Origin of the sequence: Nesterenkonia sp. PF2B19, assembly GCF_001758425.2 — a bacterium.
GTDB lineage: Bacteria > Actinomycetota > Actinomycetes > Actinomycetales > Micrococcaceae > Nesterenkonia > Nesterenkonia aethiopica.
The window spans coordinates 1-15,654 of the sequence record NZ_MDSS02000076.1 but is presented as its reverse complement, the minus strand read 5'-3'; the positions used below and the strand labels follow the sequence as shown (position 1 = coordinate 15,654).

Here is a 15,654-nt window from a genome sequence, read left to right as displayed (position 1 = left end):
CGGTGAGCCCGCCCAGCCGGCACGGCCGCCGCGGCTCGTCGCCGTCGACGCCCTGCGAGCCGTGGCGCTGCTGGGCATCCTGGCGGTCAACATCTGGTTCTTCGCGGAGCCCGGGCAGCTGACCACCGGCGAGTTCCACCGGGAGATCCAGGGCCCCGGCGACCAGCTGGCGGCCTTCACCGCCACACTGCTCTTCGAGGCGAAGTCCTATGTGGTCTTCTCCTTCCTCTTCGGGCTGTCCTTCGTGATGCAGTGGGCCTCGGCCCACCGGGCCGGGGTCTCCGAAGTGGGCCGCTCGGTGCGCCGTTTCGTCATGCTGGCCGTGCTCGGTGTCCTGCACGGCATCTTCCTCTTCGTCGGCGACATCCTGCTGGCCTACGCGCTGCTGGGCTTCGCGCTGCTGGGCATGCGGCGGGTGCGCACCCGCACCGCGCTGATCGTCGCCGGCGTGCTCTACGGGGCGGTCACCCTGTTCCTGTTCGGCATCGCGGCGCTGGTGCTGCTGGCCGAAGGGACCCCCGGCTTCGACGAGGCTATGACGCTGCCCGGTGACGCCGACGCCGCCGTCGCCGCCTACACCGGGACCATCGGCTCGTATCTGGGCTTCCAGCTGGAGGCCTACGCCACCATGGCTCCCATGATCATCTTCGGGCAGGGGCTGATGGCCTTCGCCGCGTTCCTCATCGGACTGGTGGTGGGGCGCTCGCAGCTGTTGGAGCGCATCGTCGGCCGGGACGTGCCGACCGGCCGCCTGGTGGCGATCATGCTGCCTGCACTGGTGGTGGGCCTGCTGATCTCCGGGGCTGCGGCCTGGATCGATTGGGGTGCCCCGGGGTCGGTGCCCACGGAAGAACCCGGCATGGGAGTGATGCTCCTGGCCCAGGCCCTCACCCTGGCCGGCGGGCCGGTCCAGTCCTTGGGCTACGTGATCCTCGCGCTGCTGGTCTTCCGCAGCCCGGCCTTCGGCTGGCTCACCGCCGCCCTGGCTCCCGCCGGACGCATGTCGCTGACCAACTACCTCGGCCAGTCGCTGGTGCTCGCCGTGGTGTTCTCCGCGCTGGGCCTCGGCCTGGCCGGTGAGCTCACCGCGCTGCAGATCGGCGTGATCGTGCTCGGGCTGTGGGCCGTCCAGCTGCTGCTCTCCCGGTTCTGGATGGCCGGCTTCCGCACCGGGCCGCTCGAGGCCCCGCTGCGGGCGATCACCTACGGCCGGGCTCCCCGCTGGCGGTGAGGCGGCGCGGCCCACGGAGGTCCCCTCAGCCGGAAGGATGACCCGCCCGCCGTCGTCGCGGACCGGAGACGCAGAAGATCACCCCACAGGCTGAAGCCTGCCAGCCCACCGGCCCGTAGCGTGAGGGACACCATCACCACCATCAGGGAGGGTCCCGATGATCACCGCCGAGGCGCTGACCAAGGTGTATCGGGCCGGACGGTCCGGACCTCACCGGGCCGTGGACGCCATCAGCTTCACCGCCGAGCCCGGACGGGTGACCGGGTTCCTGGGCCCCAACGGGGCGGGCAAGACCACCACCATGCGCCTGGCCATGGGGTTGGACCGGCCGACCTCGGGCAGCATCACCGTCAACGGCCTCCCCGTCGGACGGCATGCCGCCCCGCTGCGTCAGGTCGGCGCGGTGCTCGACGCCGGCGCCACCCACCCGGGTCGCACGGGTCGCCAGCATCTGCGAGTGCTGGCCAGCACGCACGGGATCGCCCGACGCCGTGTGGACGAGGTCATCGAGATGACTGGACTGGGCTCGGTGGCCGACCGTCGGGTGAAGGGCTACTCCCTGGGGATGAATCAGCGTCTCGGCATCGGTGCCGCGCTGCTGGGTGACCCTGCCACCCTGATCTTCGACGAGCCCGTCAACGGGCTCGACCCCGAAGGGGTGCGCTGGGTCCGGCAGCTAGCCCGGCAGCTCGCCGCCGAGGGCCGCACTGTGCTGCTGTCCTCCCACCTGATGTCGGAGATGTCGCAGACCGCCGACCACCTGATCGTGCTCGGCCGGGGCCGCATTCTGGCCGACATGCCCCTGGCGGACTTCATCGACGCCGCCGGCGGGACCAGGGTGCTGGTGCGCAGCGAAGACGCCACTGAGCTGATGACGGCGCTCTCGGCGGAGGATGTCACCGTCACCGCCCATGACGCCGAGACCTTCGAGGTCGTCGGGCTCGACGCGCGGACCATCGGCCGGCGCGCCCGCGAGATCAGCGCGGCGCTGCATGAGCTCACCCCGCTGCGCACCTCCCTGGAGGAGTCCTACCTCCGGCTGACCCACGACGCCGTGGAGCACCGCAGCGGCGGCCTCACCCCCTCCAAGCCGGCCGCCGCAAGCCCGGGCGCCACGAATGCGGCCGGCACAGTTCCGGCCCTCACAAGCCCGGCCCTCACCGGTCCCGCGACGGCGGACCGAACCGCCGAGCAGGACGGAGAGCACTGACATGACCCCGGAGACCTCCGCCGCCGCCCAGAACCCACGTCTCAACACCGCCAACGGCACGGCCCCGCGGCCCACCCGACGCCAGCACGACGTCGACCCCACCCTGAAGGGCCTCAGCCTCCTCCGGGTGCTGAGCTCCGAGCTGCAGAAGATCCTCACGATGCGGGCGGCCTGGTGGCTCGGCGTCGGGGCCCTGCTCCTGGTGCTGCTCTTCGCCTGGATCTCCGCCATCAGCCTCAGCAGCATGCTCCGCTGGCAGCAGGAGGACCCGCTCTCCGCCCCTCCCGAGCGGGTCATGCGCGACATGGCCCTCGAGACTCCGCTGACCGGTCTGGCCTTCGCCGCCATCCTAGTCGGCTGCATCGGCGTCATCGCGATCACCTCGGAGCACGCCACCGGTTCCCTGCGCTCCTCACTGGCCGCCGTGCCGCGGCGGACCCTGCTGTACACGGCCAAGGGTCTCGCCGTGGCGCTCGTGCTCGGTGTCCTCACCGCGGTGCTGATCCTCGGGATCCTGCTGATCGCGGTGCCCACCGCCGCCACCCACGGGCTGGCGCCGGATCTCACCGCCGGCGAGACCTGGCATCGGCTCATCACCCACTGGGTCGGCGTCGTGCTGGCCGGTCTCATCGGTTTCGGGCTCGGTGCGGTGCTGCGCAGCACGGCCGGAGGGATCGTCACCCTGGCGATCCTGCTGTTCGTGCTCCCGATGTCCCTGGAGATCCTCCTGGCGATGGCCGGGGACTCCGCGCTGATCGAGACCCTGCACCGGTGGCAGTTCGCGAACCTGATGACCAGCTTCACCGTGCCCGACCCGCAGCTCTCCGACCAGATGAGCACCCTGACCGCGGGCCTGGGGATGGTGGCCTGGACGGCGGCGGCGACGGTCGCCGGCGGCCTGCTGTTCCGGCGTCGTGATGCTTGAGGCACAGGCACCCTGTGCCGACTGCATGGACGCGTAGGCTCGAGACCATGAGCACGACGCCGCCCCGGAGACGCCCGCCGAGCAGCCCCCCGGGTGGCAGGACCTCGGCCTGGTCCGCCGCCGGGGGATGCGCGGCTGGTTCCGACGTCACCCCCGGACGATGAACGTCGTCGTCTCCGCGATCTACCTGCTGTTCTCGGCCTGGACCCTGCCCAGCGCGTTCATCGACATGGGCGCGCACGGCTGGTGGGTGGGTGTGGTCCAGGTGATCATCGCCGTCGTCCTGCTGTTCCGCCACCGGTGGCCGCTGGGGACCGCCGCGGTGGTGATGCTCGGCGAGGCGGCCGGGGTCTTCATCTACCCCTGGCAGGGCTCCCAGATGCTGGGCCTGTGCTTCGTCGTGTACTGCATCGGTCTGCACCGGGGTCTGACCTGGGGTCTCGGTGTCGGGCTGCCCGCCACCCTGGCGGCCTACCTCCCTCTGCTGCGGGTGGACGCCTGGCTGGACCGCTATGAGTTCAACTACTGGGAGGAGGTCTTCGGCGTCTACTCCTCCCCGCAGGAGTCTCTCGTGCCGCTGGTGATCATCATGGTGCTCTCCGCGGGGATCGCCGCGGGCATCGGAGCCGCGGTGCGTCGCGGACGCAGCCATGAGCGGGAGATCCTCGAGTGGGCCGGTCACACCCGTCAGCTGGCGCAGGTCGCCGAGCGCAACCGGATCGCCCGGGAGATGCATGACGTGGTGGCCCATTCGTTGTCGGTGATGATCTCCCTGGCCGACGGCGCCCGGGTGGTGGTCCGCCGGGACCCCGAGCGGGCCGCCGAGGTCCTCCACGAGGTGTCCAGCACCGGCCGCACCGCCCTGGCGGACATGCGCCGGGTCATCGGGGTCCTCAAGCAGGGCGACGGCGTGGATCAGGCGCTGCGTCCGGCGCAGGAGTCCCTGGAAGAGCTCTACGAGGCTTCCGGCAGGCGGGACTCCCCCTGACGGTCACCATGCAGGGTCCGCCGCTGCCCGACGATGCCGCCTTCGGACTCACGGTGCACCGGATCATCCAGGAGTCGCTGACCAACGTGCTGCGCTATGGTCGGCAGGTCAGCGCGGTGGAGGTCCGGATCGAGCACCAGCCGGGCCGCACCGCCGAGGAGGTCGAGGAGCTGCGCGCCCAGGGTCTGGACGAGCAGGAGCAGGCGGCGCTGGGGATGAGCAGCGCCGGGCAGGTGGTCCTCACCATCACCGACGACGGCCTCTCCCCGGAGGTGGGCCACCGGGCCCCCTCGGTGGGCTCGGGCCAGGGGGTGCGAGGGATGAACGAACGGGCGGCCTTCTACAACGGGTCCGTCTATGCCGGGCCCGGCCGGCATCGTGGATGGATGGTCCGCGCGGTGCTGGAGCCGCCGCCGAGCTCCTCGACGCCGTCATGGGCGTCCGGCGAGTCCGGCTGAGGAGACTGGACGGACGGGCCGTCGCCGTGGGGGAATGACCGTGATGAGGGGCGCCGCGGACGAGCGGCGCGGAGAATGAGGGGCACCGAGGATGAGGAGCAGGATGGATCAGCACGCTGACGCGCTCGAGCAGGCCACCGAGCGGACCGGGCCGGTGCGGGTGATGCTGGTGGACGACCAGCACCTGCTGCGCATGGGGTTCCGCCTCATCCTGGAGGGCGAGGAGGACCTGGAGGTGGTCGCGGAGGCCGCCGACGGCGTCGAGGCCTTGGAGCTGATGCGCACCCTGCCGGAGGAGCAGCTCCCGCAGGTGGTCCTGATGGATGTGCGCATGCCGCGCATGGACGGCATCGAGGCCACCGGACGGATCGTCTCCGACCACCCCTGCGCCCGAGTGATCATCCTGACCACCTTCGACCTGGATGAGTACGCCTTCTCCGGGCTGCAGGCCGGCGCCAGCGCCTTCCTGCTCAAGGACGTCGCCCCGGAGGACCTGGTGGGCGCCGTGCGGGTGGTGGCCGAAGGCGACGCCGTCGTCGCGCCCCGCATCACCCAGCGGCTGCTGGAGACCTACGTGCGCCGGCCTGCTGGGTCCGACGACGGCTCACCGGCCGCGTCCCAGCAGGGGCCGGCTTCCCCGCCCGTCGCCTCGTCGAGCGCGGCTCCCCAGCAGTCCGGCACCCAGCAGTCCGCCACTCAGCAGTCCGGGGGTGGGCAGTCCGGCGGTGAGCGACCCACCGGCGAGCAGATCGCCGCGGCCCTCGACGACGGCGTGGTGCGCGAGCCGCTCACCCAGCGCGAGACCGAGGTGCTCTTCGCCGTCGCGGAAGGGCTGTCCAACGCGGAGATCGCCGGTCGGTTCTTCCTCTCCGAGGCCACGGTGAAGACCCACGTGCGCCGCATCCTCACCAAGCTGCAGCTGCGCGACCGGGTCCAGGCCGTGGTCTACGCGTACCAGACCGGCCTGGTGGGCTGAGTCCGGCTCAGGGCAGCGAGGAGGTGACGAGCCGGCCGGCCTGCACCACCGCTCGCAGGTGACGGTCCGGGTCGGCGAGCACGCCCGGGTCCTGCAGGGGGTCCCCGTCGACCACCAGCAGGTCGGCGGCCGCACCGGGAGCCAGGACGCCCAGGCGCCCTTCGGCGTTCAGCAGGCGGGCCGCCGTCTCGGTGGCGGAGAGCAGCACGTCCCGAGCCGGCATCACCTCCCCACGGATGCGGAACTCCGCGCACTGATGCGGATGCATCGCCCCCAGCAGGTCCGTGCCGAAGACGACGTCCACACCGCCGCGCCACGCCCTCTCCAAGGCACGCAGACCCGCCTCGAGGACGACGTCGACCTTCTCCTGGCTCGCCGGGGGAAGCCCTGCCGCGGCGCCTTCGGCCTTCAGCCGGTCGTAGGTCACCAGCGTGGGCACCAGGAAGGCGGAATGGGCTCGGAAGAGCTCCACGGAGTCGTCGTCGATGAGGTTGCCGTGTTCGATGCTGCGCACGCCCAGCCGCAGCCCGCGGTTCACGGCGCGCGCGGTGTAGGCGTGCCCGGCCACATAGCGGTTCGCGGCCTCGGCCTCCTCCACCACGGCCGTGATCTCGGAGTCGCTGAACTGCAGGGAGTCCACTCGGTCGGTGGGGGAGGCCACGCCTCCGGAGAGCATGATCTTCACGTGGTGGGCTCCGGTGCGGAGCTGGTGGCGGGCCGCACGGCGGACCTCCGACTCGCCGTCGCAGACCAGCCCGATGTCGCAGCAGGTGTCGTCCGAGGCGAAACGGCTGGGAGCGCGTCCGTCGCCGTGTCCCCCGGTGGGTGACAGCGCCCGGCCGCCGAACACCACCCGGGGACCTTCCCAGAGCCCTTCAGCCACGGCACGGCTGACGCCGTGGTCGGCCCCGCCGACGTCGCGGACCGTGGTGAAGCCGCGCCGCAGCATGGAGCGCATGATCTGCGACCCTCGGGCGCCCACGTAGAACGGCGACTCCTCCGCCTGGCGGAACAGGTCGGCGGTGCCGGCCAGCACGTGCACGTGGGCGTCGATGAGGCCGGGGATGACGATGCGGCCCCCGGCGGAGACCTCCCGAGCGTCGGAGGGCAGGTCCGGGGCGGAGCCGATGTCCTGGATGAGTCCCTCGGCCAGCACCAGCGTCTGGTTCTCCGTGAGGGACCCGGCCGCGACGTCGGCCACGGTGGCGTCACGGATGACCAGCGGGGTCGATCCGGGAGCGGCGGCGGGAAGATCGGTCATCGGTCAGGGCTCCTTGCGGGTGGACGGGTCGGTGGTGCCGGAGTCCGGGGCGTCGGGGCCGGAGCCGCCGGGTTCGGCGTCGGCCAGCTCATCCGGCAGGGCCTCCGCGCGCGGCGTGGTCACGAGGCTGACCACCACCAGGGCGACGACGGCGGCCGGCAGCGAGACGATGACGGCGTTGAGCTCGCTGTCGGCCAGCTGCTCCCAGCCGATGGTGACCAGCACCCCGAGACCCATGGAGGTCAGCACCGCGGGTGTGGTGGCCCGCCGCCAGAAGAAGGCCGCCATCAGTGGGGGCACCAGAGCCACGCCGTAGACGGTGTAGGAGTACATCTGCAGCTCCAGCACGGTGGGGAAGAACGTCCCCAGCACATAGGCCAGCACGGCGATCACCAAGATGGTGAGCCGGTGGGTCACGATCCGACGCCGGTCCGAGAGCTCGCCGCGGGAGAAGCGGGCGAAGCCGTCGTAGACGATGTTGCTGCCCACGGAGAGCAGGAAGCTGGATCCGGTGGTGATGATGAACGCCAGCGCGCTGGCGAGGATGAGCCCGCCCAGCACGGTCGGCATGAGCCCCGCCGAGGCGAGCCCGAGGACCGCGTCGCCCGGGTCGCCGTCGGGCAGCAGCGTGATCGCCGCGGTGGCCAGGACGATCACGGGGAAGTAGATCAGGAAGGAGGCGAAGAACATGCCCGCCATGGCGTGCCGGGCCGCGGCCGGATCCTTGGAGGCACCCAGCCGCTGATACATGTTCTGATCGGCGATGATGAGCAGGAAGGTCGGCAGGAAGTAGCCCAGCAGCGCCAGGGCACTCAGCCCGCCGGAGAACGTGGTGGCGTCCTCGGGCAGGTTCTCCCACCAGCCGGTGAAGCCGTCGGTGTGCCCCAGCACCAGGGGCACGGCGATGAGCAGCCCGGTGACGATGATCGCCGCGGAGAAGAAGTCGGACCAGGCCACGGACTTCAGCCCGCCGCCGAGCGCCAGGAAGGTGATGATCAAGGTGGCGATGATCGCGCCCTGGCCGGGCGTCAGCCCGGTCACCAGAGCGATGATGCTGCCGCCGCCGGTGAACTGATAGGCCACGATCCCGATGTAGGCGAGGATGGTGATCGCCGCGGCGAGCATCCGCACCGAGATCCCGAAGCGCATCTCCAGGATCTGCGGCACCGTGTAGGACCCGGCGACCCTGATCCGGCGGGCCAGCACGTAGAGCACCAGGATGCCCAGCGGGGTGCCCGCGAAGAAGATCAGGGAGGCCAGCGGGCCGTAGCTGTAGACGAAGCTGGCGCCGCCGATGATGGTTCCGGAGCCGACCCAGGTGGCCACCAGCGTCCCCACCATGACCACCGTCGGCAGCTGGCGTCCCGCGAAGATGAAGTCATCCCCGGTGGAGATCTTCTTGGATCGGCTGAACCAGATGCCGGTGGCGATGAGGCCCAGCAGGTACAGGATCAGGATGCTCACGTGGACCAGGTTCACGGCCCCTCCTCAGCAGTGGTCGTCGTCACTGCCGACTGTAGGCGAGCATTCCTGGCGAAGGGCACAGCACACGCCCCGATGGTCGGACAGGTTTCCCGACCGAACAGTAGGATGAGGTCATGCCTGAGACCTCCTCCACCCCGCAGACCACCGCCCTCACCGGCGACGCGCTCCTCGACGACCTCGCCGGCTACGTGACCGCCTCGCCGTCGTCGTATCACGCCGCCGTGACGGCGGCCCGGCGCCTGGTGCAGGCGGGATTCACCCAGCTCGGCGAGCACCAGGACTGGCCCGCCGCCCCCGGCCGGTACGTGGTGGTCCGCGACGGCGCGGTGCTGGCCTGGGTGGTCCCGGAGGGGGCGGACGCCACCACGCCGCTGCGCATCCTCGGTGCGCACACCGACTCCCCGGGGTTCAAGCTGAAGCCGAAGTCCACCGTGGTCAGCCACGGCTGGGTGCAGGCCGGCATGGAGGTCTACGGGGGCCCGCTGCTGAACTCCTGGCTGGACCGGGAGCTGCGCCTGGCGGGGCGGCTCGTCACCCGCGACGGCGCCACCCATCTGGCCGCCACGGGCCCGGTGGCGCGCATCCCGCAGCTGGCCATCCACCTGGATCGGAAGGTCAATGACGGGCTCACGCTCGGCAGGCAGGAGCACACCGCTCCGATCCTGGGCCTGGCCGGCTCGTCGGAGGCTGCCGCGGCGGCGGACGTGCTGGCCGTGGTGGCCGAGGCCGCTGGCGTCGCGGCGGATGAGGTCGACGGCGTCGACGTCGTCGTCGCCGACGCCCAGGCACCGGCGCGTTTCGGCGCCGGGCGCGACGGGGCCGGGGAGTTCTTCGCCTCCGGCCGGCTGGACAACCTCTCCTCCGTCCACGCGGGGCTCGTCGCGCTGGAGCAGGTGGCGTCCTCCGCCGACGGCGGCGCGGTGATCCCGATGCTCGCGGCCTTCGACCATGAGGAGCTGGGATCCGCCTCCCGCTCCGGCGCCGCGGGTCCGCTCCTGGAGGAGGTCCTGGACCGCGTCTACGAAGGGCTGGGCGCGAGCGCGGGCCAGCGGGCCCGAGCCTTCGCCGCCTCTTGGCACCTGTCCTCGGACGCCGGCCATGCGGTGCACCCGAACTATGCGGAGCGTCACGACCCGGCCAACCGCCCGCTGCCCAATGCCGGTCCGTTGCTGAAGATCAACGCCAACCAGCGCTACACCACCGACGCCCCGGGGGCGGCCATGTGGGCGCAGGTGTGCCGGGCCGCGGACATCCCCAGCCAGGAGTTCGTCTCCCACAACGACGTCCCCTGCGGCTCGACGATCGGCCCCATCACCGCCACGCGGCTGGGGATCCGCACCGTCGACGTCGGGATCCCGCTGCTGTCCATGCACTCGGCCCGGGAGATGTGCGGGGTCGACGACGTCGCTCATCTGCGTGACGCGGCGGCGGCCTTCTTCACGGCCGAGCTGACGGTGTGAACGCGGCCGTTCCTCCTGTCGGAGGGGTCGGTTAGTGTCGGAGACGCAAAGCCGGTAGCATAGGGCAGGTTGTCTGACGCTGGTTCAGTGTGCCCGCCTGCGGGTCGACACCGGGACTCCCGGTCGTCGGAACTGGGCCGCGCAGATACGCACGATGCAATGAACCTCCTGTTACGGAAAGCCCGTGACCGCAAGACCGAAGGAGGTGGGTTCACACATGCGTCACTACGAACTGATGGTGCTCGTCGACCCCGAGGTTGATGAGCGCACTGTGGAGCCGACTCTCGGCAAGTACATGGAGATCGTCAAGAAGGACGGCGGCTCCGTGGAGGAGATCGACGTCTGGGGACGTCGTCGCCTGGCCTACGAGATCAAGAAGAAGAACGAGGCGATCTACGCCGTCGTGAACTTCCACTCCACGCCCGACTCGGCTGCCGAGCTCGACCGACTGCTGCGCCTGAACGAGACGATCATGCGCACCAAGATCATCCGCCCCGAGGACCAGCGCATCGCCTGATCCTCCGGTGGACGGGCCGTCAGGCCCGAACCCTGTCAGGCATGAACCCAGGAGGAGCTGTACATGGCCGGCGAGACCATCATCACTGTTGTCGGGAACCTGACCGCTGACCCGGAGCTGCGCTTCACCCCCTCGGGTGCGGCCGTGTCGAACTTCGTGATCGCGTCCACGCCCCGGTTCTTCGACCGTCAGGCGAACGAGTGGAAGGACGGAGAGACTCTCTTCGTCCGCTGCTCGCTGTGGCGTGAGGCGGCCGAGAATGCGGCCGAGTCGCTGACCAAAGGCACCCGGGTGATCGCCCAGGGTCGCCTGAAGGCACGCTCCTTCGAGACCAAGGAGGGCGAGCGTCGCACCTCCTGGGAGCTCGACGTCGACGAGATCGGTCCGTCGCTGCGCTTCGCCACGGCGAGCGTGCAGCGTCAGGGCCGCGGTGGCGGCGGCGGAGGATTCAATGGCGGCGGCGGTGGCGGCTTCGGCGGCGGTGCTGCGGCAGGTGCCGGCTTCGGCGGAGGGGGAGACTCCTTCGGCGGTGGCGGCGGCGGCCAGCAGAGCTCCGGCGGCTGGGGCGGCGACTCCGGCGGCGGCTCCTCCGACCCGTGGGGCGGACAGCCCTCCGGCGGCGGCTGGGACACTCCTGACACCAACGAGCCTCCCTTCTGAGGAAGGCCCACCACATAATCCTGTTCACCATCCCGCAGGAAGCACCTGCGGGCTCCGATCTAGAGAAGGAGCACCACGATGGCAAAGGCTGAACTCAAGAAGCCCAAGCCCAAGGCGAACCCGCTGAAGGCTGCTGACATCAAGGTCATCGACTACAAGGACACCGCCCTGCTGCGGAAGTTCATCTCCGACCGAGGCAAGATCCGTGCTCGCCGCGTGACCGGCGTGTCCGTCCAGGAGCAGCGCAAGATCGCCCAGGCGATCAAGAATGCTCGTGAGATGGCTCTGCTGCCGTACTCCGGCGCGGGTCGCGGCTGATCCAGGCTGTCTGGGAAGGAAAGGAACACACCAATGGCAAAGCTCATCCTGACGCAGGAAGTGTCCGGTCTGGGTGCCGCGGGCGACATCGTCGAGGTCAAGGACGGCTACGCGCGCAACTACCTGCTGCCGCGTGGCTACGCGCTGACGTGGACCAAGGGCGGCGAGAAGGACGTGGAGCGTATCCGCGCCGCTCGCAAGGCTCGCGAGATCGCCACCGTCGAGGAGGCGCAGGCGATCGCTGAGAAGCTGCAGTCGCAGCCGGTGAAGATCGGCGTGAAGACCGGGGAGTCCGGTCGCCTGTTCGGCACCGTGGGTGCCGCGCAGATCGCCGAGGCCGTCGAGGCCGCCGGTCTGGGCTCCATCGACAAGCGCACCGTCGAGATCCCCGAGCGGATCAAGGCCGTGGGCAGCTACTCCGCCACGGTGAAGCTGCACGCTGACGTCACCGCCGCGCTCGACCTGCAGGTCGTCGCCGCCAAGTGACCCGCGCAGTCCGTATCGTGCCTCGCTGAGGCTCGAGCCACGGACACCGCATCACCACAGGGCCCCGGGAGAACATCCTCCCGGGGCCCTGTCGTGTGTCCGGGCCCTGTCGTGTGTCCGGGCGGGGTCACGCGAGCCTGGGGGCGCGCCGATCACAGGGTGTTCGGATCGAGGGGTGTACGGATCGAGGGGTCATTCTCCGGCACATCTCGCAGCGCTTGCGCGCGTCACCCAGGGTGACATGCACGGGAAAGTGACTCCTGGATGGGGAGCACGCGGGATGTGGGCCGGCTGGACGCGCAGAGCAACCGGGGATGCGAGGAGTGGGGGCGGGGCGCCTGGTGTGATGACGCGCTCACGGGGGCGAGCTGATCGGATCGCCGGGTCCGGCAGAATCACGACGACGGCGAGGTCGACCTCCGGTGCCGCCCGGCCGCCTGTGGCGGGCCGTGGGGCAGGTCCGGTCGCCTCCGCGCCGTGATTCCCTTCCCTGCGCCGGTCTCCCGGCGATCCGATGCAGTTCTCGCCCGATCCCTGGACGGTGCGACACGGATCCGGCGGACGTCGCCGTCGTCGTCGCCCGCGTGCGGTCCGCGCAGAGCCGTCATGCGGCAGGCCGCCCGTGGGCGGCCTCCGTCGTCCACTCGCATGATGACATTGCTGCCGTCATCACCGGACCCGCTCGACAGAGGAGTCCATGCTGGTCGGTCGGGCTGTGGTGAACCCGAGCCGGCCGCGAAGCTGTTCCTGGCCCGATGCTCGAATCCGATCAGGTCGGCCGATCAGCAGGTGGGCGGATGCGCGCCGACGGAGCCAGCCAATACCCGCCCTGCGAGTGGGGGACGCCTCACACCATATGGCGACTTCTCGTCAGTAGCAATACCCCGATCGGACAAGCCTGTGGATAAAGTGTGGAGTGTGCGGCGTGTCTTGTGAACAACCTGGGGGGAACTCTGTGGATACTTTTCCACAGTGGGTGCCAATTGCGCTTTGACCTGCGGTGATGTAGCGACACACCTGTGAATTCAACTTTTTTGAGAGCGGTCTTACCGCCGCTTCCAGGGCTTGTGGTGCGGCCGCATCAGGGTGTATGGGGCTCTCTGCGTGGGGTTTTCCACAAGGATTCCACAGCATGGCGGGCCTTCGCGGGACGGCGGGTGAGATACCTGCACGTCAGGGGCATCTGGTGTTCAGGCCCTCCTGGCCTGTCGCCTGGGGGAGGTGTCCTGGAATAGCGTGGGAGGCGGAGGCGTTGCCGCCCGTGAATAGATTCAACTTTGAAATAACGGCGGACGGGCTCCTTCCACCCGTGGCCTTCCAGACCCCCTAGGAGCGGACATGCAGTTCGGCGTCTTCAGCATCGGCGATGTCACCCCCGACCCCACCACCGGACGCGCGCCCACCGAGCATGAGCGGATCAAGGCCACGGTCGCCATCGCGCGGAAGGCCGAGGAGGTCGGGCTCGACGTGTTCGCCATCGGCCAGCACCACAATCCGCCCTTCGTGGCCCCGGCGAACCCGCCGATCTTCATGGCGCACGTCGCCGCGCAGACCGAACGCATCCTGCTCTCCACGGCCACCACGCTGATCACCACCACGGACCCGGTGCGGATCGCCGAGGACTACGCGTACGTCCAGCATCTGGCCGACGGGAGAATCGACCTCACGTTGGGCCGGGGCAACACCGGCCCCGTCTACCCCTGGTTCGGCAAGGACATCCGCGCCGGCATCCCGCTGGCTGTGGAGAACTACGCGCTGCTGCACCGCCTCTGGCGGGAGGCCGCCGTCGACTGGCAGGGCCGCTACCGCACCCCGTTGGAGGGCTTCACGGCCACGCCTCGCCCGCTCGACGACGTCGCACCCTTCGTGTGGCACGGCTCCATCCGGAGCCCGGAGATCGCTGAGCAGGCCGCCTACTACGGCGACGGCTTCTTCCACAACAACATCTTCTGGAACAAGGAGCACACCGGGCGGATGGTGGACCTCTACCGGGAGCGGTACGAGCACTACGGCCACGGATCTGCCGAGCAGGCCATCGTGGGCCTGGGCGGCCAGGTGTTCATGCGCCGGAACTCCCAGGATGCCGTCCGGGAGTTCCGGCCCTACTTCGACAACGCGCCGGTCTACGGCGGCGGACCCTCGCTGGAGGAGTTCACCGAGATGACCCCGTTGACCGTGGGCACCCCGGAGCAGGTCATCGAGAAGACCCTGAGCTTCCGAGAGTATGCAGGCGACTACCAGCGTCAGCTGTTCCTCATCGACCACGCGGGACTGCCGCTGGAGACCGTGCTGGAGCAGGTCGAGATGCTCGGTGAGGAGGTCGTGCCCGTGCTGCGTCGCGAGGTGGCGGCCCGGACTCCCCAGGGCACGCCCGAGCCGCCCACGCATGCCTCGCTGGTCCGGCGTCGGGAGGAGGGGCGAGACCCCATCCCCGGAGGGAAGAAGGACGACGTCGAGGCCTCGGGACGCTGACGCAGCAGCACGCCGGGCGACCACCCCGGTGACCGCGCTGCCGGCTCGGCTCGTCCCGGCACGATGTCCGATCCCCATGATGGATCGTGGGGCTCAGAGACGTGGGGCTCAGAGACATGAGGCTCAGAGATCTGGACGGGGAGGGAACGGCTGGAGAGGAGACGGGCTGGCCTCAGGCGGCCTCGCGCAGTCGGGTCTCGAGCGCGTCCAGCCAGGCCGGCATGCTCGCCCGGGCCTGGGGAGTGTCCGGGTATCGGCATCGCAGGTGCAGGCCGGTCTCGTTGATCACGAACCAGATCATCACCCCGTCGGTGCTGATCACTGCGCTCACATGCTGGGGACGCAGAGCCTCGTCGACGGCGATCGGCAGTCTGCGGTGGTCCAGCCAGGACATGGCGAACATCCCCGGCTCGGCCGGCATGCCGCCGTAGGGCCGCATGATCGGGGCCAGCGGCTGGCTGCCCAGCCTGATGGCCTCCTTCACGGCCCGGTGGCTCGCCTCCAGAGAGGGGTCGTCGTTCTCCAGCACGGCATTGGTGATGAACCAGCCCACGGAGTCGAACCAGCGCCGCTCATCCCGGGAGTGCACCGGGAACACGGTGCGCAGCGGCTGGTCGCCCAGCTCGGCGAACAGCGCGGTCATCACCGAGACCGCCACGGAGATCAGCCGCACCCCGTGGGTGACGGCGTGGGCCTCCAGGCGGGCCAGCTGGTCGGGGTCCAGGACGTCGCGGACCTCCACCACCTCGGGCTGGGGGAGGGACAGGTCGCCCAGCGGCAGGGGGAAGCGGGGCATGACGCCTCCCCCGGCGTCGAGGATCTCCCGCCACCGTTCCACCAGCGGCTCCGGTGGCGCGGGCCGAGCCTCCAGGGCTGCGGTGTGGGCGGCGAAGGCTCCGCCGTCGGCAGCGTCTCCCCGGGTGGCCGGCCCGCCTGCAGGTCCGCCAGGCAGGCGGTGACGTCCCGGATGATGACCAGCAGCGACCAGGCGTCCACATGGGAGTGGTCGGCGCCGATGATCACCTGAGGCGCTGAGCCGTCGGTGGGCTCGACCAGGCACAGCCGGTGCGACGGTGCGGCGAACGGGTCGCAGACGGCGTCGAAATGGGCGCGCAGGGCCTGGCGCACCTCCTCGGCGCTGAGCACGCCGTCGTCAGGGGCCGTCGGGCCGGCCGGGGCGACGCGGCGCCCCGGCAGCGCAGCTGAT

General features: G+C 70.3%; 15 protein-coding genes. 12 read left to right on the top strand and 3 right to left on the bottom strand.

Annotated elements, in window-relative coordinates; genetic code table 11:
* From BCY76_RS15810 to BCY76_RS15780, 6 genes are all read left to right on the top strand, one after another.
* The coding region (locus BCY76_RS15810) for a DUF418 domain-containing protein (protein WP_085437903.1) at positions 1 to 1,231 on the top strand (1,231 nt) is incomplete at its 5' end.
* Positions 1,232 to 1,388: 157 nt separating this feature from the next.
* Complete coding sequence (locus BCY76_RS15805) at positions 1,389 to 2,441, top strand: ABC transporter ATP-binding protein (RefSeq protein ID WP_083277224.1); 1,053 nt, start codon at positions 1,389 to 1,391, stop codon at positions 2,439 to 2,441.
* A gap of 1 nt (position 2,442) precedes the next feature.
* Positions 2,443 to 3,366, top strand: coding sequence for an ABC transporter permease subunit (locus tag BCY76_RS15800; protein ID WP_070158530.1), 924 nt, complete (start codon positions 2,443 to 2,445; stop codon positions 3,364 to 3,366).
* A gap of 160 nt (positions 3,367 to 3,526) precedes the next feature.
* A complete protein-coding gene (locus BCY76_RS15795) occupies positions 3,527 to 4,354 on the top strand; it encodes a sensor histidine kinase (RefSeq protein WP_170922733.1) in 828 nt (275 codons plus the stop codon).
* 8 nt (positions 4,355 to 4,362) lie between these two features.
* Entirely contained in the window at positions 4,363 to 4,812 is a 450-nt protein-coding gene (locus BCY76_RS17765; RefSeq protein ID WP_139827847.1) for a hypothetical protein, read from the top strand.
* Between the two features lie 103 nt (positions 4,813 to 4,915).
* Positions 4,916 to 5,788, top strand: coding sequence for a response regulator transcription factor (locus tag BCY76_RS15780; protein WP_070158531.1), 873 nt, complete (start codon positions 4,916 to 4,918; stop codon positions 5,786 to 5,788).
* Between the two features lie 7 nt (positions 5,789 to 5,795).
* Here BCY76_RS15780 and BCY76_RS15775 read toward each other — a convergent pair whose 3' ends face one another.
* Both BCY76_RS15775 and BCY76_RS15770 read right to left on the bottom strand, forming a co-directional pair.
* Entirely contained in the window at positions 5,796 to 7,049 is a 1,254-nt protein-coding gene (locus BCY76_RS15775; RefSeq protein WP_070158532.1) for a metal-dependent hydrolase family protein, read from the bottom strand.
* 3 nt (positions 7,050 to 7,052) lie between these two features.
* On the bottom strand, positions 7,053 to 8,528 hold the full coding sequence (locus BCY76_RS15770; RefSeq protein WP_070158533.1) for a sodium:solute symporter family protein: 1,476 nt from the start codon (positions 8,526 to 8,528) through the stop codon (positions 7,053 to 7,055).
* A gap of 119 nt (positions 8,529 to 8,647) precedes the next feature.
* On the opposite strand from BCY76_RS15770, the gene BCY76_RS15765 reads away from it, so the two are divergent.
* From BCY76_RS15765 to BCY76_RS15740, 6 genes are all read left to right on the top strand, one after another.
* On the top strand, positions 8,648 to 9,994 hold the full coding sequence (locus BCY76_RS15765) for a M18 family aminopeptidase (protein WP_085437901.1): 1,347 nt from the start codon (positions 8,648 to 8,650) through the stop codon (positions 9,992 to 9,994).
* A gap of 217 nt (positions 9,995 to 10,211) precedes the next feature.
* Positions 10,212 to 10,511 (top strand): 30S ribosomal protein S6, encoded by a 300-nt coding sequence (gene rpsF, locus BCY76_RS15760; protein WP_070158535.1) that lies wholly within the window; start codon positions 10,212 to 10,214, stop codon positions 10,509 to 10,511.
* 63 nt (positions 10,512 to 10,574) lie between these two features.
* The gene (locus BCY76_RS15755; protein ID WP_085437900.1) at positions 10,575 to 11,171 is read left to right on the top strand and encodes a single-stranded DNA-binding protein; all 597 of its coding nucleotides are present in this window, start codon (positions 10,575 to 10,577) and stop codon (positions 11,169 to 11,171) included.
* Between the two features lie 78 nt (positions 11,172 to 11,249).
* Entirely contained in the window at positions 11,250 to 11,489 is a 240-nt protein-coding gene (gene rpsR, locus BCY76_RS15750; RefSeq protein ID WP_070159044.1) for a 30S ribosomal protein S18, read from the top strand.
* A 33-nt stretch (positions 11,490 to 11,522) separates the two neighbouring features.
* Positions 11,523 to 11,975: a 50S ribosomal protein L9 gene (rplI, locus tag BCY76_RS15745; protein ID WP_070159043.1), complete on the top strand. Its 453-nt coding sequence runs from the start codon at positions 11,523 to 11,525 to the stop codon at positions 11,973 to 11,975.
* 1,338 nt (positions 11,976 to 13,313) lie between these two features.
* Positions 13,314 to 14,447, top strand: coding sequence for an LLM class flavin-dependent oxidoreductase (locus tag BCY76_RS15740; protein WP_070159042.1), 1,134 nt, complete (start codon positions 13,314 to 13,316; stop codon positions 14,445 to 14,447).
* Between the two features lie 172 nt (positions 14,448 to 14,619).
* Here the strand turns inward: BCY76_RS15740 and BCY76_RS15735 are convergent, their stop codons facing one another.
* Positions 14,620 to 15,243 (bottom strand): hypothetical protein, encoded by a 624-nt coding sequence (locus tag BCY76_RS15735; protein WP_139827846.1) that lies wholly within the window; start codon positions 15,241 to 15,243, stop codon positions 14,620 to 14,622.
* Positions 15,244 to 15,654: the final 411 nt, after the last annotated feature.